Annotated in this window: 19 protein-coding genes and 1 tRNA gene; 7 read left to right on the top strand and 13 right to left on the bottom strand. The window is 43.2% G+C overall.

All coding sequences use genetic code 11. From position 1 onward, the window contains the following. Positions 1-84 precede the first annotated feature (84 nt). Positions 85-879, bottom strand: a complete 795-nt coding sequence (locus ACO067_RS06755; RefSeq protein WP_421872262.1) for a hypothetical protein — start codon at positions 877-879, stop codon at positions 85-87. A gap of 111 nt (positions 880-990) precedes the next feature. Further along, the gene (locus ACO067_RS06750) at positions 991-1935 is read right to left on the bottom strand and encodes a LysR family transcriptional regulator (protein WP_421872259.1); all 945 of its coding nucleotides are present in this window, start codon (positions 1933-1935) and stop codon (positions 991-993) included. A gap of 124 nt (positions 1936-2059) precedes the next feature. Between ACO067_RS06750 and ACO067_RS06745 the strand changes: the two genes are divergently transcribed. Next, complete coding sequence (locus ACO067_RS06745; protein ID WP_421872256.1) at positions 2060-2512, top strand: ankyrin repeat domain-containing protein; 453 nt, start codon at positions 2060-2062, stop codon at positions 2510-2512. Here ACO067_RS06745 and ACO067_RS06740 read toward each other — a convergent pair. Genes ACO067_RS06740 through ACO067_RS06720 form a run of 5 tightly spaced genes read right to left on the bottom strand, consistent with a single transcriptional unit; the run spans position 2485 to position 6484 of the window. Beyond that, positions 2485-3006 (bottom strand): GNAT family N-acetyltransferase, encoded by a 522-nt coding sequence (locus ACO067_RS06740; protein WP_421872252.1) that lies wholly within the window; start codon positions 3004-3006, stop codon positions 2485-2487. The genes ACO067_RS06745 and ACO067_RS06740 overlap by 28 nt on opposite strands. Next, complete coding sequence (locus ACO067_RS06735) at positions 3003-3854, bottom strand: biotin-dependent carboxyltransferase family protein (protein ID WP_421872250.1); 852 nt, start codon at positions 3852-3854, stop codon at positions 3003-3005. The genes ACO067_RS06740 and ACO067_RS06735 overlap by 4 nt, the downstream gene beginning before the upstream one ends. Continuing rightward, the gene (gene pxpB, locus ACO067_RS06730; protein WP_421872247.1) at positions 3851-4558 is read right to left on the bottom strand and encodes a 5-oxoprolinase subunit PxpB; all 708 of its coding nucleotides are present in this window, start codon (positions 4556-4558) and stop codon (positions 3851-3853) included. Before pxpB ends, ACO067_RS06735 begins: the two co-directional genes overlap by 4 nt. Further along, complete coding sequence (gene pxpA, locus ACO067_RS06725) at positions 4555-5262, bottom strand: 5-oxoprolinase subunit PxpA (RefSeq protein ID WP_421872245.1); 708 nt, start codon at positions 5260-5262, stop codon at positions 4555-4557. Before pxpA ends, pxpB begins: the two co-directional genes overlap by 4 nt. A gap of 34 nt (positions 5263-5296) precedes the next feature. After that, complete coding sequence (locus ACO067_RS06720; protein WP_421872243.1) at positions 5297-6484, bottom strand: Nramp family divalent metal transporter; 1188 nt, start codon at positions 6482-6484, stop codon at positions 5297-5299. A gap of 58 nt (positions 6485-6542) precedes the next feature. Here ACO067_RS06720 and ACO067_RS06715 point away from each other — a divergent pair, with 58 nt between their 5' ends. After that, entirely contained in the window at positions 6543-7817 is a 1275-nt protein-coding gene (locus ACO067_RS06715) for an amidohydrolase family protein (RefSeq protein ID WP_421872240.1), read from the top strand. Between the two features lie 184 nt (positions 7818-8001). On the opposite strand, the gene ACO067_RS06710 is transcribed toward ACO067_RS06715, so the two are convergent. From ACO067_RS06710 to rlmD, 3 genes are read right to left on the bottom strand one after another with little or no spacing between them, the layout of a single operon-like run. Continuing rightward, positions 8002-8841: a mechanosensitive ion channel family protein gene (locus ACO067_RS06710; protein WP_421872237.1), complete on the bottom strand. Its 840-nt coding sequence runs from the start codon at positions 8839-8841 to the stop codon at positions 8002-8004. A 41-nt stretch (positions 8842-8882) separates the two neighbouring features. After that, positions 8883-9245 (bottom strand): hypothetical protein, encoded by a 363-nt coding sequence (locus ACO067_RS06705; protein ID WP_421872234.1) that lies wholly within the window; start codon positions 9243-9245, stop codon positions 8883-8885. Position 9246: 1 nt separating this feature from the next. Beyond that, positions 9247-10641, bottom strand: coding sequence for a 23S rRNA (uracil(1939)-C(5))-methyltransferase RlmD (gene rlmD, locus ACO067_RS06700; protein WP_421872231.1), 1395 nt, complete (start codon positions 10639-10641; stop codon positions 9247-9249). 85 nt (positions 10642-10726) lie between these two features. Between rlmD and ACO067_RS06695 the strand changes: the two genes are divergently transcribed. Then, positions 10727-13288 (top strand): gliding motility-associated C-terminal domain-containing protein, encoded by a 2562-nt coding sequence (locus ACO067_RS06695; protein ID WP_421872228.1) that lies wholly within the window; start codon positions 10727-10729, stop codon positions 13286-13288. Here ACO067_RS06695 and ACO067_RS06690 read toward each other — a convergent pair whose 3' ends face one another. After that, positions 13289-15868 (bottom strand): DUF5686 and carboxypeptidase regulatory-like domain-containing protein, encoded by a 2580-nt coding sequence (locus ACO067_RS06690; RefSeq protein WP_421872225.1) that lies wholly within the window; start codon positions 15866-15868, stop codon positions 13289-13291. Next, positions 15849-17009, bottom strand: a complete 1161-nt coding sequence (locus ACO067_RS06685; protein ID WP_421872223.1) for a trans-sulfuration enzyme family protein — start codon at positions 17007-17009, stop codon at positions 15849-15851. The genes ACO067_RS06690 and ACO067_RS06685 overlap by 20 nt, the downstream gene beginning before the upstream one ends. Before the next feature lie 455 nt (positions 17010-17464). Here ACO067_RS06685 and ACO067_RS06680 point away from each other — a divergent pair, with 455 nt between their 5' ends. The 3 genes from ACO067_RS06680 (at position 17465) to ACO067_RS06670 (ending at position 21260) form a co-directional block, all read left to right on the top strand. Continuing rightward, positions 17465-18805: an ammonium transporter gene (locus tag ACO067_RS06680; RefSeq protein WP_421872220.1), complete on the top strand. Its 1341-nt coding sequence runs from the start codon at positions 17465-17467 to the stop codon at positions 18803-18805. 144 nt (positions 18806-18949) lie between these two features. Further along, complete coding sequence (locus ACO067_RS06675; protein ID WP_421872217.1) at positions 18950-19978, top strand: outer membrane beta-barrel protein; 1029 nt, start codon at positions 18950-18952, stop codon at positions 19976-19978. 271 nt (positions 19979-20249) lie between these two features. After that, the gene (locus ACO067_RS06670; RefSeq protein WP_421872215.1) at positions 20250-21260 is read left to right on the top strand and encodes a glutamine synthetase beta-grasp domain-containing protein; all 1011 of its coding nucleotides are present in this window, start codon (positions 20250-20252) and stop codon (positions 21258-21260) included. A 96-nt stretch (positions 21261-21356) separates the two neighbouring features. Here the strand turns inward: ACO067_RS06670 and ACO067_RS06665 are convergent, their stop codons facing one another. Then, positions 21357-22076, bottom strand: a complete 720-nt coding sequence (locus tag ACO067_RS06665) for an SH3 domain-containing protein (RefSeq protein WP_421872212.1) — start codon at positions 22074-22076, stop codon at positions 21357-21359. 83 nt (positions 22077-22159) lie between these two features. On the opposite strand from ACO067_RS06665, the gene ACO067_RS06660 reads away from it, so the two are divergent. Further along, positions 22160-22232 (top strand) — tRNA-Lys (locus ACO067_RS06660). The last annotated feature ends 267 nt before the right edge of the window (positions 22233-22499 follow it).

Here is a 22499-nt window from a genome sequence, read left to right as displayed (position 1 = left end):
ACGGGTAATATTTACCGATGAATGACATTTAGAGAGTAATATTGAAGACAAGTATGATGTTTTAGTATGGAGATGTCTTCTCTGTCAATGATGTGTTGCTAGTTCAGATTTAGTAACTCTCTTTAATAGCGGCTTTCCCATCAGGGCCTGAACCAGCACACCAGTGGCCAAAAGAAGATACAGCATAGAAATGATGATAATACCTCTGGATGAAGAGAAGACATAGAACCCTAATAAAGGCAACACCTGAAGTGCATGCATCCCTATAAAGTGGGCAATGCGTAGATCTCCGTGAGTCACGCTCCAGTTTAAAAACTTTAGTCCTGGAGATCCATCAGGAGCACCAACCGTATGTGCCAGTCTGGCTCCCATCAACCCTCCTTCAAAAGCAAAAATTATGAAGAGTATAATCCCCAGCCGGATACCCCATAGATAGCTAGTGGGTAAATCAGGCAGAGGCTCGATGAAAAACAGGATGCCAATATAAAGTGTGGCCAATGTCATCAGACTAATGGCCAAGCCCATCATGCTAAACATAAATCCATTGAACGAGGAGGAAATATTGAAATGGGAGAGATGGCCCTGAGCGGCTTTTAACGTGATATAAATGAGCTCAAAAGCTAATACGGCAATAGTCAGCCAGGTGTAAATGGAAATGGCAGGCGTCTGCTTTAAGTAACCCAAATACCAGGTCATACTCCAGGTAAAGATGAAAGTAGATAGGAAGAATTTGGTTGGTTTGATCCAGGCACTGATTCCATTTACTTCTGTGGGAGAGTAGAATGACATGAACATGCAGGCAATAGTGCCTATGAGACTAATCCATCCGAAAACATATAGTGGATAATTTCTACTGGAGAGTTCCTGAAGTAGTTCCATGGTTTAATGGTTGTGTTTGACCATTAAAACGCTAAATGGCTACTATCGGCTTACGAATATTTTTTGAACCCGGGAAATAGTAACTCGAAGCGGCTAAATCTTCTTCTGAACTTAGTCCATCTGAATATTAGGATCCACGATCTCATAATCACTACTCGTGAGCATGTGCGATGGAATGTTGTTCTTTATATACTCCTCCAATAGCTTGATGTAGCGCACCTTGTCATAGTTTGGTGTGACCACAATGCCTATTTCCCTTGCTTTGGGTCTTCCATAGATCATTTTCAGGTTTTCCTCCTGGTATTCGTTCAGACTCAGAGTGGTGAGCTCAGGCAAAATGGTCATACCACCATGGGTATCCACGATACGGATCAGTGCGTCTATTGAGTTACTCTGGTAGATGAACTTTTTGCCTTTTCTGATAGACTTGATATCACAGAAGTCATTGATTTGGTCCCGGAAGCAATTGCCTTCATTTAGTAGCCATAGTTCATCATAGTCGATATCTTCCAGCTTGATTTCATTTGACGAACCATTGCTTCCTTCTGATGAATAAAGGTAAAACCGCTCGTAGAAAAGCGGAATAGAGTTGATGCCATAAACATTAATAGGAGTGGAGATGATACCTGCATCCAATTCCCCACTCCGGACGCCGTTTACGACCATTTCGGTAGTTGACTCTTTAAAGATCAACTGCAGATTGGGGTAGTCTTTTTGTATGGCGTGGCTAAATAGAGGGACCAGAAAGGGAGCTAATGTGGCGATCACACCAATTTCCAATGATCCACTGTAATCCTCCTGTAGCTCATTGGCAAAGTTGGTGAGTTGCTTTGCATTGTTGACCACTTCTTGTGCTTTGATCAGAAATAAGTCCCCATCTCTAGTGACTTGGATAGGAGATCCAGATCGATTAAAGAGCTTAATGCCGATCTCATCTTCCAGTTTCTGAATCTGTACACTCAGAGCCGGTTGGCTAATTTCCAACTGTTCTGCAGCCTTTTTAAAATTTTGGTATTTCTTAAGTATTAGTGCGTAGCGCAGCTGTGTCAATGTCATAAATACAAGCTATTCCCCGATAAACTGAATAGTAAAAAACTATTGCATATTTACGAAGTTATTCCTAAGAATTTCATGACAAGAGTCATAAAGTCAAACAAACAAAAAGAAAAACCAAAGAACCGTGTCCAACATCAACGAACTCATCAAAAATCAACAATTAGATCAACTAAAAGCTGCTCTGGAAAGTGATTCTACTCTTGCCAATCAGCCGGATGAGAGAGGATTTACTCCACTCATCATGGCTTCTTACATGAATGCAGTAGAGGCTGTCAAATTACTAATGAGTGCGGGTGCTAATGTGAATGGGCAAGATGCTGCAGGTAACACAGCACTGATGGGAACCTGCTTCAAGGGGTTTACGGAAATCGCACAACTATTGCTGGATCATGGAGCTGAAGTAAATATCAAAAATGGGGATGGGGCCTCTGCATTGGCATTTGCTATCAACTTTGATCAAGTGGAGGTGGCTCGCCTACTGCTACAAAATGGAGCTGTGGTGGATGAAAGTACTAAAGGCATGATCGCTCAGGCAAGAGCCAAGGGAAATCAGGAAATGCTTGCATTGTTTGAGTGACTGTTCCAGTCTGTTCTGGTTAGCCGAAAGACATAACATTCATCTTTTCCGAAGCATCGTTCTTCGTGGAATTTAAATCCGAAGCGTTTATAAAACCGATGAGCCGCGCGATTCGATTTCAGGGGATCTATCATTATCGCTTGGACATTATCCGGTGCAAAGCATTTTGTAATGGCTTGTTGCATCATTTGAGTCCCATGGCCTTTGTTGAGATAGTCCGCCTCACCTATCCAGATATCAATAGCTCGGTGGTTAGGCTCAATCTCACCCCAGTAATGCGTTTCTTCCAGGTATGGGTCAATGATTTGCACGAAACCTATTGGTTTACCATCCAGCTCTGCTACTAGCTGTTCGCGCCAGGCTACTTCCACGCCCAGTTCCTCTTGCCAATCCCAAAATTCTTCTTCACCATCGGAGAGTCTTACATGAGGTTGTTTATCCCAGTATTCTAGTAGTGAAATGTCCTCCCTGATGGCTGGTCGAAGAGTGATCATGCCAATTTGAAACGGATTTTACTTCGCTCGGTTTTTTGAGCCAGTTGATTGATGGAGAGTTCGCTCAGCTGAAGGATTCGTGGGTATCCGCCGGTCACTTGTGCATCTCGCATTAGTGCTAGTAGTTTTCCAGCTGGGGTTAGCTGTATGGTACCTGGGATCGTTTGAGTGGTGATGATCTCCCGTGTATGTCCCGGCATTTGCTCATTGGTCATTTGATAACCCATTCTATTGTTAGGCCCAATGATCCATTCCTGGTCAAATATCGATTTGAGTTGTCCTTTTTGTAGTAGGTTAAATTCCGGACCGGGGAACACTTCCAATCTTTTCGTATTAAAGTGTTTTTTACTAATTCGGATAGCTGTGGTTGGAGCACTCAGCATTTTTACTTCAGTGTAATCCAGCACATCGCCGTTAGTAAGTTTGGTGCCGGAGGTGATACCATGAAACTGTGAATGGCTCTTCATGACCTGCTCGCACTGGAGTTCAGCGGCTATTGCCAGGTAAGCTCTTATCCCGTACTTACACTTTCCAAACTCTAGTACCTGTCCTTTCAATACATTGATTCTGGCATTGGTATGGATCACTCTTCGGTCAAGTTTGGGACTTAAGTCTGCTCCCACTATAGCGATGGAAGCATCCGATGTAAATTCAATCTGAGGTCCTACTACTGTGATTTCTAATACTGGCGCACTCGCTTCATTGCCTACTAGCAGATTTGCTCTGATAGCGCTGTTTTGATCCATCGACCCTGATAGTGGTACTCCATATTTTCGATAGCCATATCTACCCATATCCTGCACGGAAGTGTGAAGTCCTGCTTTGTGAAATATCAATGAACCTTTCATGCTTTCTGATATTTATATGTCCCGTTGGTCACTTCTTCTTTCGTTTTCAGGTATTCTTTTTTACTGATTGCTTTGAACTTGATGTGGTCCCCAGGGCTAAACGGACAAGGTGGATCTAGAGTAATATCAAACAAAGGGATTGGGCTGTTGCCAATCACGTGCCAGCCACCGGGAGACTGAGTAGGATATATACCGGTCTGATTACCTCCAATTGCGACAGATCCAGCAGGGATTTTAGCATCTGGGTTTGATTTTCTAGGTATCGCCAATTTCTCATCCAATCCACCCAAATACATGAATCCGGGAAGGAAGCCATAAAAGTGGATGTCGTAGAGAGGGGCTGTATGTAATTTGATGATACTTTTTTTGGTCAATTTTTTTGCATCACAGTATGGTAATAGGTCCTGTGCAAACTCCTCTTCATAACAAACTGGGACAGCCCATTTTTTGGTGCGAAATTTTTTGCGATCGATGGGAAGCTTTAGCAGTTCGATTTCCAGATCTTCGGCGTCTATTTGCTGGTGATCATAAGTGATCAATAGGCTTCTATACGCCGCAAAGCACTCGATGATGAGGTGCCCTAGGTTTTTCTCAATGGCATGTTGCCAAGCTGCTATTTCTTTCATGATGTCTTTGGAGATGGCACCTGGCCATTCCATCAACAGATTGCTTTCATCCATTGATTTGATGTGGATGTTTCTCATGATTCTTCGCTCAGTAGTTTTACGATTGACACGGCATGGGGATTATCTCCATGAATACAGAAGGTCTCCGCTTCAAAATCGAAGGTGATTCCATCTATTGAGGTCAATTTGTGGTATTTGGTCACTTGCTTTACCTGTGAGAGGGCTTCCTGGGGGTCTTCGATCACCGAGCCCGGATTAGACCGGGAGGCCAGCGATCCATCGTGTTCATATCGTCTGTCTGCAAATCCCTCAAAGCGAACAGGAATACCATCTTCTTGTGCCAGTTCGCCAACTACACTTTTCCAGGGAGCATATAGCGTCAATCCTGGATATCTTTTCATGACTTGCACCACCGCACCGGCTGTTCGCAAATCTGTGGTAGCTTGATTGTAAAGGGCACCATGTGGCTTGATGTGTTTGATATGAGCCCCTAAGACAGAGCACACTTTTTCCAGACTGTTGATTTGTCCGACCATCAGGTCAATGAGCTGGTCGGAAGGTAAACTCATAGGTTGACGGCCGAAGTTCTCTTTATCTGGAAAAGAGGGGTGTGCACCTATCTCTACCTGATACTTCATAGCCAATCGGACAGTCATACTCATAGAGTCTGCGTCCCCTATGTGGCCACCACATGCGATGCTGCAAGCCTGTATGTGAGGCATCAGTAGGTGGTCTTTGCCCGCGTTTTCACCCATGTCACAGTTGAGCAGCCATCGCTTCATATCACTAAATATAATCAGTCAAATGAATTAAAGTTTAAAAAGCTGTCCAGATACTTTTGATTCCTAAAATCAAGGTGATTAATGCAATGAGTATTCCAGCCATGGTAACTGCTTTACTGTTAGTATGTTGGCCAAGAATGGAGCGTCTGCTCGATAGCCAGATCAGTAGTGCAGCAATGATGGGCAGAAGTAGACCATTTGCCACTTGGGCAAACTTAATAATGTCCAGAGGCTTGTATCCGATAGAGGAAAATACAGCACCAACCAGCAGGATGCAGATCCAGGTGGCTCTAAACCCTATGTGCTTTGGATTGTCGTCCCAGTCAAAGCATCCCTGAGCTACATAAGCTGCTGCTAACGGGGCTGTGATAGCAGATGTAATGCCTGCTGAAAACAACCCTAAAGCAATCAGGTATTTGGCTGTCGACCCATAAAGTGGCTCCAGGCTTTTGGCAAGATCACCGGCATTTTGAATGTTTCCAGAACTGGTGCCTCCAGCCGTAATGATTATCGCCATGGAGATAATCCCGCCAATTAATATGGATCGAATGGTGTCTTTACGTGCTGGGCCAATTTCGCTGATATTCCAATGGTTTTTGGCCAGGGAGGCATGCAGGAATAGATTGTATGGCACGATGGTGGTGCCCACAAGCGCTAGAATAATCAAACTGCTGTCACTTGAGAATGACGGTAAAAACATACCTTGAAGTAAGCCCCATGGATTTGGCCTGGTCATGATGGCCGTAATAATAAATGAAGCACTCATCAGGGCGACGAGTCCAGTTAGTACCTTTTGTATGAGATGATAGCTGCCTGTCCATAGCAATGCACCTGCAATTAGCCCCAAAATTGCTCCTGCTAGAGGAAAAGATACAATTGACTCTAGACCCAATACTGCCCCACTGATATTGCCCGCTTCGTATGCACCATTGCCAATGACAATAGCACTAAATACCAACCCGAGCATTAGCATCCTAAGTATTGGCTGGCTGAGTTGCTGACGTATGAGAGCTGTTAGGCTAAGCCTACTGACTATTCCCAGCCGTGAGGCAGTGTTTTGTAAAAATATGGTAGCTACAATGCTGACAATCATAACCCAGAGCAATTCAAAGCCGTAAGTGGCCCCGGCTATCGTGCAGACTGTAACCGTACCTGGCCCAATGAAAGCCGCGGCGATCAGTAAACCTGGGCTTCCACTCTTGGATGGTTTTTTGGCTTTCATAAGGAAGTTTGCATCAGTAGATTAATAATGTTGTATTTTAATGAAAAAAAGACAACCCATGAAAAACCTAATAGTACCAGTACTGTTCCTAATTGCTTTTGGGGCTAGTGCCCAACGCACTTTGATTCACGCCGGGCGGCTGATTGATGGCGAGAGTGACAAGCCAAAATCCGAACAAACCATTATTGTGGAGGGAAAAACCATCACTGCAGTAGAATCTGGTTATCTAAAAGCACAGAAAGGAGACCAGATAGTTGATTTGAAAAACAAGACCGTGATGCCCGGTTTGATTGATATGCATGTGCACCTAGAAGGAGAAACGAGCAAAGATGGCTATCTGAAAGAATTCACGATGAATGAGGCAGATATTGCCTATGAAGCACAGAAACATGCTAAAACTACCTTGATGGCTGGCTTTACCACCGTAAGAGATGTGGGCGGATCTGGGGTAAATATTTCTCTGAGAAATGCTATTAATAAAGGGCTGGTGGTAGGTCCCAGGATTTATACCTCGGGGAAGTCCCTGGCAATCACTGGTGGACACGCGGATCCTACCAACGGATACCGTGAAGACCTCATGGGAGACCCTTCGCCAAAGGATGGAGTGGTTAATGGTGTGGAGGATGCTATGAAAGCGGTGCGTCAGCGGTATAAAAATGGAGCGGACCTGATCAAGATTACTGCCACTGGCGGTGTGCTGAGTGTTGCCAAAGATGGTACCGGGCCTCATTTTTCTGAGGAGGAAATGGCGCAGATCGTGAAAACAGCTAGCGACTTAGGCTTTCATGTAGCTGCGCATGCCCATGGTGATGAAGGCATGCAACGAGCCATCCGTGCTGGAGTAAAAACCATCGAGCACGGTACTTACATGTCAGATGAGACGATGAAACTCATGAAAGAATATGATACTTACTACATCCCAACCATTACGGCTGGAATGTCTGTCGCTGAGCTTTCCAAAATAGAAGGTTACTATCCTGCGATGGTTGCAAAAAAAGCAGCGGTGATTGGGCCACAGATAAGCAGCACTTTCTCCAAGGCGTATAAGATGGGTGTGCCGATTGGGTTTGGAACAGATGCCGCTGTTTTTCCTCATGGAGAAAATTACAAGGAGTTTATCTATATGGTAGATGGAGGTATGCCTGCTATGGAGACGATCAAATGTGCTACCAGTGTTAATGCTAGCATCCTCAAGAAAGGTGACTTGTTTGGAGCAATCAAAAAAGGGCTTTATGCGGATATTATTGCTGTGGATGGAAATCCATTGCAACAAATTGATGACATGGGTAAGGTGAGTTTTGTGATGAAGGAGGGAGTCGTTTACAAGGATTGATTCTTAAGGGCATGTTTAAATGAAAAAAGAGAGCTGTCACAAAAGCGGTGATCTTGTCATCCTGAACTGGTTTCAGGATCTAAAATGCATTGATATTCAACTACATAGATTCTGAAATAAATTCAGAATGACACCAATTTCAGGCTTTTGAGACGGCCTCTTTTTTGTTGTTTCTTTGACAGAATCAGTTGTTTTTGTGCAGGTGAACGTCCATTTGTGGGAATGGAATATTGAGTCCTTCTTTCGCAAATTCTTTATAAACTTTCTCGTTCATGTCGAAGTGTACCGGCCATAGGTTATCAGCGGTGCTCCATGCTCTCACCACTATGTTGACCGAACTATCTCCTAATGACTCAAGTGCAATAAATGGCTCAGGATCTTTGAGAATGCGTTCATCTTCATCTATCAGACGCTGCAAAACAGACTTTGCCTTGTCATAATCATCGCCATAGGCAATGCCGAAAGTCCAGGCATTTCTTTTGACCTCATCCTGCGACAGATTCGTCATATCAGAGTTGGCCAGACCACCGTTGGGCACGTAGACCGTTTTCTTATCAAATGTGCTAATGATGGTATAGAAAATTTGAATTTCCTTGACACTTCCCAGGTAGCCTTTGGCATTGATTACATCACCCACTTTGAAAGGCTTCAAAAGAAGAATTACCACTCCACCGGCAAAGTTTTGTAGTGTACCCTGCAATGCCAAACCAACAGCAAGACCTGCAGCACCAAGCACGGCAATGAAACTCGTGACTTCAATCCCTACCATACCAATCACCGAAATGACGAGCATCACTTTGAGCAACATGCTTAGGACGGTAATCAAAAATGGAGTCAGAGATGGGTCAAAATTACGTTTGGTCATCGCTTTACGGGTCCCTTTGGTGATTGCTTTGATCACCCAAAGCCCTATGATAAGGGTAAGGATAGCAAGAACCACTTTTGGTCCATACTCGAATACATACTCCATGGCTATGGTAGAGTATTCGTTGGCGGTATCAATTTGATTTTCTATTTCTTCCATGTGTTAAAGAATAATTTAGGACAGTAATTGTTCGAATTTATTCAATCTTCGGGAAAAGGAATAAACACGAAGTTGGTAAACTGCTGGTCCACGATGAACAGACAACAGAACTCATCAGGATCTTTATAGGCCTCTATGAATTTACTTTCCTCAGCTACCAGCTCACGTTGTGTGAATTCCTCCAGAAATGACGCATAGTAGTTCCACTCGTTTTCCATCTTTCCAGCTTCGTAAAGTAGCTGACCTACCGGAATGTCTTCTTTGGAAATAGGGAACACCGGATACTTGGAAAAACCTCTTTTGCGAATTTGATAGGACGCTTCCTTCAGTTGCTCAGATACCTTCACAAAGTCTGAGGAAATCTTACCGAGATACTTTGGATCAAGAGTAGGGTCGTTCTGCATCTTATTTAGATTTTAGTAACATCACGTTTTCCACATGGTGTGTCTGTGGAAACATATCCACTGGCTGTATTTTGACTACTTCAAACTGCTCTGACAGGAGCTCCAGGTCTCTGGCCTGCGTGGCTGGGTTACAGCTCACATAGACTAACTTTTTAGGTTTGATTCTGTTGAGCATTTCCACTACTTTTTGATGCATTCCTGCACGTGGAGGATCAGTAATGATTACATCTGGGTGACCATACTTCTTCACAAAATCGTCAGTAAACATATCCTTCATATCACCAGCCAAGAAGGTGGTATTCTCAATGCCATTGATTTCACTGTTCTTCCGAGCATCTACAATGGCCTCTTCTACAGATTCAACTCCTACCACTTTTTTGGCTTTTTTGGCTACAAAGTTGGCAATAGTGCCGGTGCCCGTGTATAGGTCATACACCAGTTCATCTCCCTGGAGGTCTGCAAAGTCTCTTGCTACCTTGTATAGTTCGTAGGCCTGTTTGCTGTTGGTTTGGTAGAATGATTTTGGACCTATGCGAAACTTAAGTCCTTCCATCTCTTCGTAAATAAAGTCTCTTCCATTAAAAGTGATGACAGGCAGATCATAGAAGGTTTCATTTTTCTTCTCATTGATGATGTACAAGAGAGAAGTGGTCTCAGGGAATGTTGTCTTCAAGTGGTTCATCACTGCTTCAATCGCCTTTTGGTCTGGCTCAAAAAACTGAACGATCACCATCACCTCTCCCGTGGAAGCAGTTCTGATAATGAGATTTCTCAATAGTCCCTTCTGTTCCCTGATATCAAAAAATGTCAGGTTATGTTGCTCAGCAAATTGCTTCACTGAGAGACGGATCTGGTTGGACGGATCTTGCTGCAGCCAGCAGTGATTGATGTCCAGAATCTTGTCAAAACGCTTAGGAATATGAAACCCCAGTGCATTTCTGCTGAGATCTTCACCACTACTGATTTCTTCTTGAGTGAGCCATCTCATATTGGAGAAGGTGAATTCCAGTTTGTTGCGATAGTAGGTAGTCTCTGTTGAGCCCAATATTGGCTCAATCTTCGGCAGGTCAGTCTTACTGATTTTACGCAAGTTAGTTGCTACATGATCGCTTTTATGCTTCAGCTGAGAGTCATAGGAGATGTGCTGCCATTTACATCCGCCGCAGATGCCAAAATGCTCGCAGAATGGTTCCACTCTTTCCGGTGATTTTTCATGGAAATGAACAATCTCACCTTCAAAAAACTTCTTACGCTTCCCAACTATTCTGACATCCACTACATCACCGGGAGCACCGTTTTTTATAAAGATGACCCTGTTGTCGTGTCGTGCGACGCTTTTTCCTTCTGCTGAGACACCGGTAATCTCAAGCTTTTCGATAACTTTACTAGTCTTCATTTCGGCGCAAAACTAACAATTGTTTTGTCCGGGAAGTTGGGGTTTGACAGTAAAAAGCTGTTCAACCAAACAGGAAGCCTAAAAAATGAAAAAGCACCTCTTAACTTTTGCTTTGGCTATGCTATCCATGGCCGGATATGGGTTTCACATTGTGGGTGGAGAAATTGAATTTAAGACCCTGGATGTAGGACTGTACCGCATTTCATTAATACAGTATCGGGATGAGGTGCAGCAGGAGAACACCTTCTACGAGCCTTCCATCGATGTTCATATTTTTTCCAATAAAGACAATGAACGTGTGGGTGTGTATGAACTGTTCCTGGTTTCTATTTCGGAGGTTCCCTATACCAATCAAGAGTGTGCTATTGACGAACTCGAAACGTCCAAAGTACTCTACGCAGCTGACTTTGAGTTCAATCCCGAAGATTTTGCTGATGAGGAAGGGTACTACATCGTGCATGAGCGCTGCTGCAGAAATGAGGTCATCAAAAACATCAATAACCCCGGTGGAACAGGAATGAAGTACGTGTTGGAAATCCCGCCACTTTGGAAGGATGGCGCACCTTTTATCAATTCCTCACCTACCTTGTTAAGACCACTCAGTGATTATGCATGCGTGGACCAGCTGTACTATACCGATTTTACAGGTACAGACCCTGATGGAGATTCGTTGGCTTATTACCTCACCACCCCTCTCAATAGCAGTGCTTTGGTTGCTTTTCCTCCGATCACTCCCAAGCCTCACATACCAGTTACCTGGGCTGGAGGATACTCAGTTGACAACATCGTGCCTGGTTCCAGGCCACTGGCTATAAGCAATGAAGGTCTATTGACTGTAAATCCATCTAGTACCGGAGTCTATGTGTTTTCTGTGATCGTAGAAGAATGGAGAGGAGATGTGAAACTAGGCGAAATGCAGCGGGACTTTCAGATGCTCGTGGTAGATGGATGCAACCCTCCTGATCCACCAGAGGTGGCTGTCAGTATACCTGGTCAACCAGATTTTAATCCAGAGGAGGATGTGCTGTCTTTTACACTTTCTGAGGACAAGTGCTTCGAGTTTGTTGTGACGAATGTCTCTGCCGGAGAAACAATCAGTCTGCGTGCAAAGGGTGTAAATTTTAATGGCTACCTGGATGATGTGTTTCAAATCAACAATGAACAGATTACTGCCGGTCAGGATTCTTTAATAGTAGAAGTATGTATGCCAGGCTGTCCACCAGTGAGAAATGCACCGTTTATTATAGATCTTATCGCATCTGATGATGCCTGTCCCGTTCCTCAGCTAGATACGGCCAGGCTGAGAGTATTTGTGGAGCCACCCCCAAATACGTTTCCAGTAATCGATGATTTCATCGTTCAGGCTTATCAAGTCATGGAAGGCGACAGTCTAAAGCTTGCGATCATTTCTGAAGATATAAACAATGACAGTATTGAGCTGGAACTAAAAATCAAGGGATTGACTAATCCGTCACAATACGGTTTTGAGTTGATCACTACACAGCAGGAGAGTGGCAGGACTGAAGGTCAGCTGATTTGGCGTACGGAATGCACGCAGTTTGATTTCTCTCAATACAAAGACTTTGAAGTAGGAGTTTTTGCGGAAGATCTGGATGACTGTATGGTGCCCAGTCCTACCGTGAAGTGGTTCAACTTTGAGGTGATCCTTCCTGACAACACGAGTCCTATTGTGACCGTAGATTCAGATGATTCTGTAAGCATTAATCTGGGTGATCAGCTGGTGTTTGACGTTCGGGCTACCGATGCGGACATGGATGAGATTAACCTGTCTCTTCAGGGAACTGGATTTGACCCTGTAGCTAGTGGGATCCAATTCGAAGGAGCTACCGGTTTAGGCATAGCAGAGTCCGGGTTTGCCTGGAGCACTTCCTGTGATGCTCTGAAGATATCCGAAAACACTACCTATGAGCTTGTCTTCAGGTCAGAAGATTATGATGACTGTCAGGTGACCAATCAGGATGAAAAGGTAATCAAGGTGCACATCATGATTCCTCCAAATGAAAAACCAAACTTTGATAGTTATGCGGATACTGTTTTGCAGCTCAATCAACTATTTGAGTTGGATATTACTGCCAGTGATTTTGATCTTGGGGATTCAGTAACCATCGAGTTTTTTAATCCCGCTCGTTTGCCCCGATCAGAGTTGATTGAGTTTGAGCCACGTACAGGTTTTGGGGAAGTGACATCCACTTTCAGATGGCTTCCAGAATGCTCCCTCTTAGATTTTGGAGAAACTTCAGCCTTTTTTGAGATTCCGTTTATTGCATATGACAATAATTGTATTCGTCCGCGGCTGGATACAATGGCCATCCGATTTGAGGTGCAAGAGACGCGTGAGCAATTCAATCGATTTGAACCACCTAACGTGTTTACTCCAAATGGTGATGGCGTAAATGATGTGTACACACTGACCAACCTGCGTGAATCTTCGCAAAACTTACCCCAGGATAATTGCGATGACTTTTTTGAGTCCTTCTCAGTGCATGATCGCAATGGTACCACTGTTTACCAAAGCGCAAGTCGTGAGTTTGTTTGGGATGGACAGAATGTGGATGCAGGGGTTTACTACTATCTGGTGAAGTTTTCGCGTTCGCAATACAAGGGGTTTATTCATGTGCTGAAATAGCTAGAATCCCACACCAACTCTAAATCCTGAGCTGTAGTGATCGCCGTTTCTGATGGCGGTGAAGTAGTCCACACGGATGAAGCGGAAGATGTGCTCAATACCGGCACCAAACTCCACATAATTGCCAATTGCTGCGGTGGTGAGGTAATTGATACTGGCTACAGCTTGCAAGTTGAGACGCTTTACCAGAGGGATTTTATTGAATATGAATTCGTTGAAGTGATGTTCGTAATGTATTTGGGCAAACTCACTTTTTGTACTATAAGTGTAATAATCCAAAAGCTGGAATCGATTCACCAGCCCTTCAGTGGTTAAGTAAGTTTGGTTACCGTTGAAATGCTGAAAATCTGTGAAGTACATTTGATTTTTACCTATAAATGTTCCTGCCCATGAGGCAACATCACTCGTACCAAACTGTCCGAGCATGATGCGATGAGTTACACCTGCTTTCAGCTGAGTGTAAGACACATCGGCTCCCATCACTGGCAGGGCAGTTTTTACGTAGAAATATAGGTCTGGGAGTTTGGAGTTTAAGGTTATCTTCCGATCGGGTCGGTCGATGTACTTCTGATTGAGCCTTACTCTAAATCGCGCACTCATGTAGAATGCCTGATGATTGGGGAATGCCGTGGAGCCTATCTCTGCACTCTCCGGTGTGTTGGGGCTGAAGTCTTTGTCTCGAAAATTGTAGGTGGCATTGCTGGTCAAGGGAGTGCGGTCCTCATAAGCAACTTTTCCCGTGAGTAATACACCATTAAGAAGCTCTCGTTGGTAGGTGAGGTAGCCAAACCCTTTTTGATATAATCGAATATAGTTTAGCCCATTAACGATCGATTGGTAAGTGTTGTTCCAATACGAGATCGGGTTTTGCTCATTTAGCTGCTCTATGTACCTGCCAAAACCACCTTGTAACATTTCCCTTTTCTTCAGGTCAATCATCTTTAGCCCTTCAATCTTGGCCTGAAATGCCTGGTTTTCAAATCCATAGCGGATACTTGGAGCAATTCTATAGTCGATGGTGGTTTCTGTTCTTTTCTGGTAAGCGAAAGGCAGATTAATGGCAAGACCTTCTACACTATTGTATTGTAAGCCTTCCAGTAAGTTGGGGAAGTTAAAGTATCGTCGTTCGAAACTATTGCGATAGGTATAGCCATTCAAAAACAGGTTGGCAATCTTAAACTTGTTCCTCTCCCGATCCACCGAATCCTTGTAGGGTTTAGATTCTTTGATAATTCTGATAGAGTCTTTTTGTTGGTAGTCCTTCTGTTCGGTAGGAGTGAGTGGCATGGGTCTTACTTTAGCCCAATAAGCGGAGTCTCGTGTATTGGCTTCACTTTCTACTGTTAGTATGGCATTGGTAAAGTCTTCTTTGGTAAATAGTGGAGGTTCATCCCTTTTGACAATGGTGCTGTTTTCCGGTTGCTTTGGTTTTGCTGGATCAGGTGTAGGTTCTTTGATCTGTTGATCGGTTTCGTCTTGCTTGTTTTTCGATGCTGACTTCTTCTCTTCTTTTGGTCGTGGGATGTAGTAGTTGGGCTGCACTTTATAATTGCGGTAGATGGCAGTAAAGTGGCCACTACCTTTGAAGCCAAATGCCTTGAACTGAAAGGTAAATCGCTGCGATATTGGCATCCAGATATCATTTCCAACCGGTGCAAATACCTGATTGAACGTAAGCGAATCGAGAAAATCAATACCATTGGATTTGGTGGTGAGTACATCCACACTATACAAGCGCCAGCTGTCTTCAATGATATATAGATAGCCACTAAATACCGGATCAGTATCTCTCTTTGGGATGACGCGAATTTTGTTGATATACAGGCCGTCTTCGATCTTTGTGCCGGCCATTTTATAGTCATAGTAAAGAAAGGCATTGCTGGCTATAGGAGAAATAAATGGCCGCTCGCTAAGTCCCTCCACAAAGAAGCTATTTTCATAGAGATTGATCAGCATTTCAGAAGCCTGATTGTAACTGAAGGCATTGTTGTTGCCACTCATTTTGGATGAGATCATCGTCTCACTCACTTTGTCTGGATGCAGGTATTTCAGTTTTGAGATTGATTCAGATAAATAGACAATACCCGTATCTACATCGATGGTCATGCCCAGGAGACTTTTGGGTTTCTCATCCAGACGCTGCAGTCCTTTGATATATACGTCACATGAAAATGCAGCTACTTCATCCCGGTAGTATTTCCTTTTCTTGATAGCATTTCTAATGATCTGTCTTGCATGGTCTTTTTCATTTGCGGAGACTATCACTTCCTGCAGCACCAGCGCTTCATCAATCAATTGGAAATCAAGTGAGATGTTGTTGTTGGGCAACACCTCTACGGTCTGTACGGTCCGTTGATAACCTACGTACTGAGCCACGATCTTGCTCGTGCCTGATGTGAGTGTGAGCTGGTAGTAGCCGTCTGCATTGCTGGTGGTGCCATTGGTGGTCCCTTCCTCATATACCGTAGCGAAAGATAGAGGCTGTCCATTAGTATCTTGAATTTGACCGCTGACAGTGCCTTGCTGGCTGTAGATGGTTAGGGATAATAAAATATAGGCACTAAATAGAGTTGAGCGCATTCTTTAGGTCTTCGATCAATAGTTCATGGTTTTCTGTTCCCACATAAAGCCTGATTCGATTAAGTAACGTGTCTGGCTTATCATAGTTTAGGGAACTCATGGTGGTAACTGCGGGAAACGCCAACGACTCATAGCCTCCCCAGGAGCATCCGAGTTTGAAACGTTGCAAGGCATTGCAAAATTTTTCTATTGACTGAAAATCTTTAGTGGTCAGATCAATCGTCATTAACCCACCGGCTGCTTTGAGGTATTTGTTTCTAAGCTCTGGTTGCTCAAAAGATTCGCTATGGGTAAAAATCAGGGATTCAATCTTTGGATGGTTCTCGAGATATTTGGCCACAGCCAGAGCATTTTTAGTCACACGCTCCATGCGCATTTCTAAGGTGCGTAGTGAACGAATCATCATCCAGGCTTCTATTGGGGATAGTATTGCCCCAAAGGTCATGTACTCACCTTGGAAAATCTGCTGATAGATTTTGCTGGAGGTACACAGTACACCGGCTACCATATCCGAGTGGCCACTGAGGTACTTGGTGGCCGAGTGCACAATAATGTCTACTCCATATTTGGCAGGCTGTTGATACAGAGGTGAAGCGCAGCTATTGTCCAGAATAGTCTTGATATTTTTGGCTTTGGCATATTGGGTAACCAGCTCTATGTCTTGCATCTCATAGGTCCACGAGTTGGGACTTTCCATATAGATCAGGACTGTATTCTCTTTACAGGCGTCAATCAAACCTTGACTGTTAGAGGCCTTGACATAAGTGCATGTGACGCCAAATCTTGACAGGATGTTGTTGAATAGTTTTTTTGTCCAGCTGTATGGGCTTTCTACACATACTACATGGTCTCCTGATTTTACTTGCGAAACCACAGCGGCAGTGATCGCCGCACTACCACTCCCAAATACCAAAGATTCATCTGTCCCTTCGAGGGCAGCCAGCTTCTGTTGAAGGATCGCTGTGGTGGGGTTGGCTCCTCTGGTGTAGAAGGGTATTTTATCTTCGTGTTGAAGAGATGTGGCCATGTCCTTTACTGTGCGAAAGGTAAAGTTGCTGGTCTGATAGATGGCTGGAGAGGCAGGTAGGTGATCATTTGGCTCACCCTCGCCCAGATGAAAGAATATTTGGTCTGTATGCATGAAGTAAAATTAGAGGATAAGAATAAGACAGCAATGAGTGGTTTTATGGGTGGTATAAATTGTGCTCATTTTCAATGGTTTTTCAATAAACAGAATAAAATTCCGATAATTTTCCGAATTATTATGAAAAATGCAGGATATGGCCGGATACATTAAAAAATATTTTGAAAAAATTTATTTTTACAATATGAATAAGTGAAATGCCTCAGCGAGGAGTGCTCTTAACATATTCATAATATGAAAACCTTATTATTAACGATCTTTCAAAATATTTCATTTTTTAAGCAAAATAGGCTGTTGAAATCCAGTGTTAATTGAAAGTTACGTTTTGATAATTAGTGATTATGTGGCTTAATTTGAAATTGATGCTTTAGGCAATGTGCCTAGAAAAGTCAAGACTGAACAACTAATAAAAGTTTAGTAAAAAAATTTCAAACCTTTAAAAGCTTATGAACATGATCACCAACCTATTGATGATTGTACAAGACTCGGTGGCTGTGGCAGATACACTTGCTGCTGAAGTACCTGAGGTTGTAGAAACGGTGGCCGCTGCGGCTACTGATTACAGTGCGGATATCACAGCGAATTTGCTGACGGCTAATAACATCTGGATGATGTTGGCCACTGCGCTTGTATTCATTATGCACCTGGGATTTGCAGGTGTTGAAGCTGGTTTTGGCCAGTCAAAAAACACAGTGAACATTCTTTTTAAGAATACACTGACTCCTATTATCGGAATCCTTACTTATGCACTAGTAGGATTTAACCTGATGTATCCAGGTTTTGAAGAGCCAGGATGGTTCGGATTTGCCGGATGGGGGCTAGAGACTTCTGCGACTGCAGATAATTCAGCTGACTATGCTAGCGCAGGTTACACATACTGGACCGACTTTTTATTCCAGGCGATGTTTGCTGCTACTGCCGCTACGATCGTGTCTGGAGCTGTTGCAGAGCGTATCAAGCTAGGTGCTTACCTGATCTTCACACTAATCTATGTTGGAGTTGTATATCCAATCATTGGTAGCTGGAAATGGGGTGGTGGAGCTCTAGACGATATGGGCTTCTATGACTTTGCAGGATCTACACTCGTTCACTCTGTAGGTGGATGGGGAGCTCTCGCAGGTATCATGATCCTCGGACCAAGACTTGGTAAGTACGTTGATGGTAAAGTAATTGACAAGCCTGGTTCTTCTGTGCCTTTGGCTGTGATTGGTGTTTTCCTTCTATGGTTAGGATGGTTCGGTTTCAACGGAGGTTCTGTACTTTCTGCTGATCCTGGATTAGTATCATTCGTGTTGGTAACTACTTCTCTTGCAGCCTGTGCTGGTGGTCTTGGAGGCTTCGTTACAGGTTACATCGCATTTAAGAGACTGGACCTTGGCATGGTGCTAAATGGTATCCTGGCAGGTTTGGTAGGTATCACAGCAGGTGCTGATGTGATCGAGCCTGGTAATGCCATCATCGTTGGAGTTATCGCTGGAGTATTGGTAGTGATTTCCGCTGTTACACTTGATAAGTTCAAACTGGATGACGTGGTAGGTGCTGTTTCAGTACACCTTACTTGCGGTATCTGGGGCACACTTGCAGTAGGTTTCTTCTCTACTAATCCTGATCACAACGCAGTGACACAGCTGATAGGTATTGCGGTATGCGGTGTAGCTGCATTTGCTGCTGCTTTCATCATCTTCTTAGTGTTGAAAGTGACTATGGGTATCAGAGTGTCTGAGGAGCACGAAAAAGAAGGCTTGGATAGCCACGAACATGGAATCAGAGGATATACCATTATCTCTGAATAATAGATCAAAAACAAAAAGGCCTCTGAGTACTAAGGCGCCAACCAATAACACTTCAGAGGCCAAACTTTCCACAAACTTTAACTAATCGAATTAAAGCTTATGAACACTTTTACAAAACTAACAAAAAGACTAATACTACCTGTTATGTTGATGGTAGCAGTTATTTCAGTACAGGCACAAGATGAGCCATCATTCACTTTGAGTGGATCTGTGGATACTTATTATAGAGCGAATCTAAATGCGCCAAATAAATTCCTTGATACTGATGGAGATGGAACAGATGATTATTATGCTAATCCAGGAACTTCATTTGCCAATTTGCCAGGATTCTCTTTAGGTATGATCAACTTGATTGCTAGCTATGAGGGGGAGAAAGTTGGTTTCGTTGCTGATGTTGTTGTTGGTCCAAGAGGCTCGGATGCAGTTTTTGGTTCTGACCTTTATGCTCAGTACAAAGGCAACCCTTTTAGTTCTAGTTCCCAGTTCGTTAATCAGTTGTATACCTACTGGAATGTGTCAGATGGGTTTACATTGACTCTTGGTAATTTCAATACGTTCCTTGGTTATGAGGTGATCTCACCTACTGCAAATTATAACTACTCTACTTCATACATGTTCTCTTACGGTCCGTTTTCTCACTCGGGATTGAAAGCGGATATTGCATTGGGTGATGCTAGTTTGATGTTGGGTGTTTTCAATGATACAGATGTTACTGATTTCAACCCGAACAATCACTATTATGGTGGTGCTCAATTAGGAATCGGAGGCCAGTACTTAAACTTATTGTTCAGTGATGATTACTTTCAAGTGGACTTTACTGGAGGATTTGATGTTTCAGATGCTACTTTCTTAGGTATCAATGCTACGTACAACAACGATTTATTTTATGGAGCCGCATTATACCTGCAGCAGTCATTTACAGATGATTTCAGCATGGGTATCAGGGGTGAATATTTTCAGGATGCTGGTTTAGGTTTATTGGCTACAGATGATTCTGTAATTGATTTCACTCTTTCTGCAAATTACTCTGTAGGATCTTTAACTTTTATTCCTGAGGTAAGACTTGATGCCTACAGTGATGATTATGTAATTACTGACTTTACAAGTCCTACAGATTTTGAAGTTGGAAGCTCGCTTGCAGCATTCACTTTAGCAGCTGTTTACTCGTTCTAAATGACTATATGATTTAAAAGAATCATCACATATTATCAATTATCCCATTTCCAATTTGGCTCTGCTGAGTGGAAATGGGATTTTTTATTGTAGTATTATTGTTTTTTTGATTTATTGACAATCATTTATAAATAATGATGAAAAATGTTTAATAATTCATTATTTTTTTTAAAATTTGTAATAGGCGGTTAACATTGAAAATATTCAATAATCGCTGGTTTTTTTATCAATTTTTAATCGTTTACTTAATTAAAATATAAACCAGAATAACATGGCTAAGTCAAAATTGGAGTACATCTGGCTTGATGGTTATAAGCCAACCCAATCTCTAAGAAGTAAAACAAAAGTAGTGAACAACTTCAGTGGTAAGCTGGAAGATTGCCCGGAGTGGTCTTTCGACGGTAGCTCTACAGAGCAAGCTGAGGGTGGCTCTTCTGACTGTTTGTTGAAACCGGTATTTATCTGCCCTGATCCGGCCATTGAAAATGGCTACCTGGTCATGACCGAGGTGTTGAATGCAGATGGTACTCCACACGAGACTAACGGTAGAGCAACTATTGACGATAAAGACGATGATTTCTGGTTCGGATTTGAGCAGGAATACTTCCTTTGGGATCCGGAAACCAACAAACCATATGGATTCCCAGCTGGTGGTTATCCTGGACCACAAGGTCCATACTACTGCGGAGTAGGTGGACAATTCATCTTTGGTAGAGACTTTAAAGATGAGCACCTGGATCTATGTCTTGCTGCTGGTCTTAATGTAGAAGGTACGAACGGTGAAGTAGCAATGGGACAGTGGGAGTTCCAGATCTTCGCTAAAGGTGCACAGCAAGCTGGTGACGAAATCTGGATCGGAAGATATCTTTTGGAAAGACTTTCTGAAAAGTATGGCTTGTCTATCAACTACCACCCAAAACCATTGGGTCAGCTAGACTGGAACGGATCTGGTATGCACGCCAACTTCTCTAATACGTTGATCAGAACTGCTGGTTCTAGAGCGAAAATCGAAGAAGTATGTGAGGCCTTCAGAGGTGTGGTAAAAGAGCACATTGATGTATACGGCGCTTACAACGATCAGCGTTTGACTGGTAAGCACGAGACTGCTGCTATCACTGACTTCTCTTACGGAGTATCTGATAGAGGAGCTTCTATCCGTATCCCGGTTTACACTGCCAATCACGGATGGAGTGGCTACCTGGAAGATAGAAGACCAGCTTCTAACGCAGATCCATACAAAGTAGCTGCTAGAATCATCAAAACGGTGAAGACAGTAAAGTAATAGCTACCTAATAGCATAAAAAAACCCTGACATCTATTGGATTGTCAGGGTTTTTTAGTTTACGGATATTTCGTGCCAAATCCAGTGACGCGGGATTCATAATCTTCTTAGGTTCTTATTGCGGATATAGGCCATTTCACCATCCCATTCTATCTTGGTCCATAGTTCATCAGATTCCAATATGACTACTTTGTTTCCAAGGCCAATGGTTCTAAGGGGTTCCGCTCCAGCAGATGGGCCAGACATTAGCAGAGATTGGTCTTTTTGAATAATACCAGACTGTTTTAAGAACATTTCGTTATTGACCACCAGTATCAGAATGAGCGTGAGCGCCTGCAGTGCCACAGAAATCATCGGTCGTTCGTCTTTTTTAGTCTTTCTAAAAGAATAGCCCAACAGGAATATGGAGAAAGCGATCAGGCAGAGTGTAATCAGGTGCTGATATTTACGGATGAAGTTTTCAAAAAACTTGAAGTCGGAGTACTCATAGCCACTCAGTCCATGCTCCTCAGCAATCTCTCGCATTTTCACCAACGCCCCTTTGTCAGAAGACCTCAGATAATAGAGATTGAGATAGTACAACGCCTCTCCATAGTTGCCCAATCCCTCCTGTATGAATGCCATGCGCGTAAGCATGGCAGAGGAAGCCATTTTTTGCTGAAAAATATTCTCATAGATCTCAAAAGCTTCGGTATATTTTTGATTGCTGAATAGCGAATCAGCAGTCGATAATTCGGCGGTTTGAGCGTGGGCGCCGAAGGTAAATAAGCCGGTGAAAATGAGTGAAAAAATAATTCTACTAAAAAAGTGATTCATGGGTTGTATTTTGAAAACAAGCGTTCTATTTTTGCAACCGCAATTTAAGGAAACGGCCTTAGAAAATGCAATTTTGAAATCCTGATTCGCTAGCTCAGTTGGTAGAGCATCTCCCTTTTAAGGAGAGGGTCCCGGGTTCGAGCCCCGGGCGAATCACTCCAAAACCTCGACCATTCAGTCGGGGTTTTTTTATGTTCATTTCTGTAAGAGGATTCTCATTTTTTATCATTGGAATATGGGTTTTAAACGATTATGATCAAACTTGATTGTAAACTATGTTGCAATAAAGGAAATACAAGAGAGAGTCCCCTGTTCGAGCCCCGTCCTATGCGGATCAACCTACGCGGTTCGGGCGAATCACTCCGAGTCATGTCAGTTCTGGCAGGACTTTTTTTATGTCTTTTGCTTTAACCGGTTTCTTAA

The organism is Marinoscillum sp., assembly GCF_965229915.1.
In the GTDB taxonomy this organism is placed as follows: Bacteria; Bacteroidota; Bacteroidia; order Cytophagales; family Cyclobacteriaceae; genus Marinoscillum.
The sequence above is the reverse complement of the archived record's forward strand: the minus strand, read 5'-3'. Positions and strand labels throughout refer to the sequence as shown.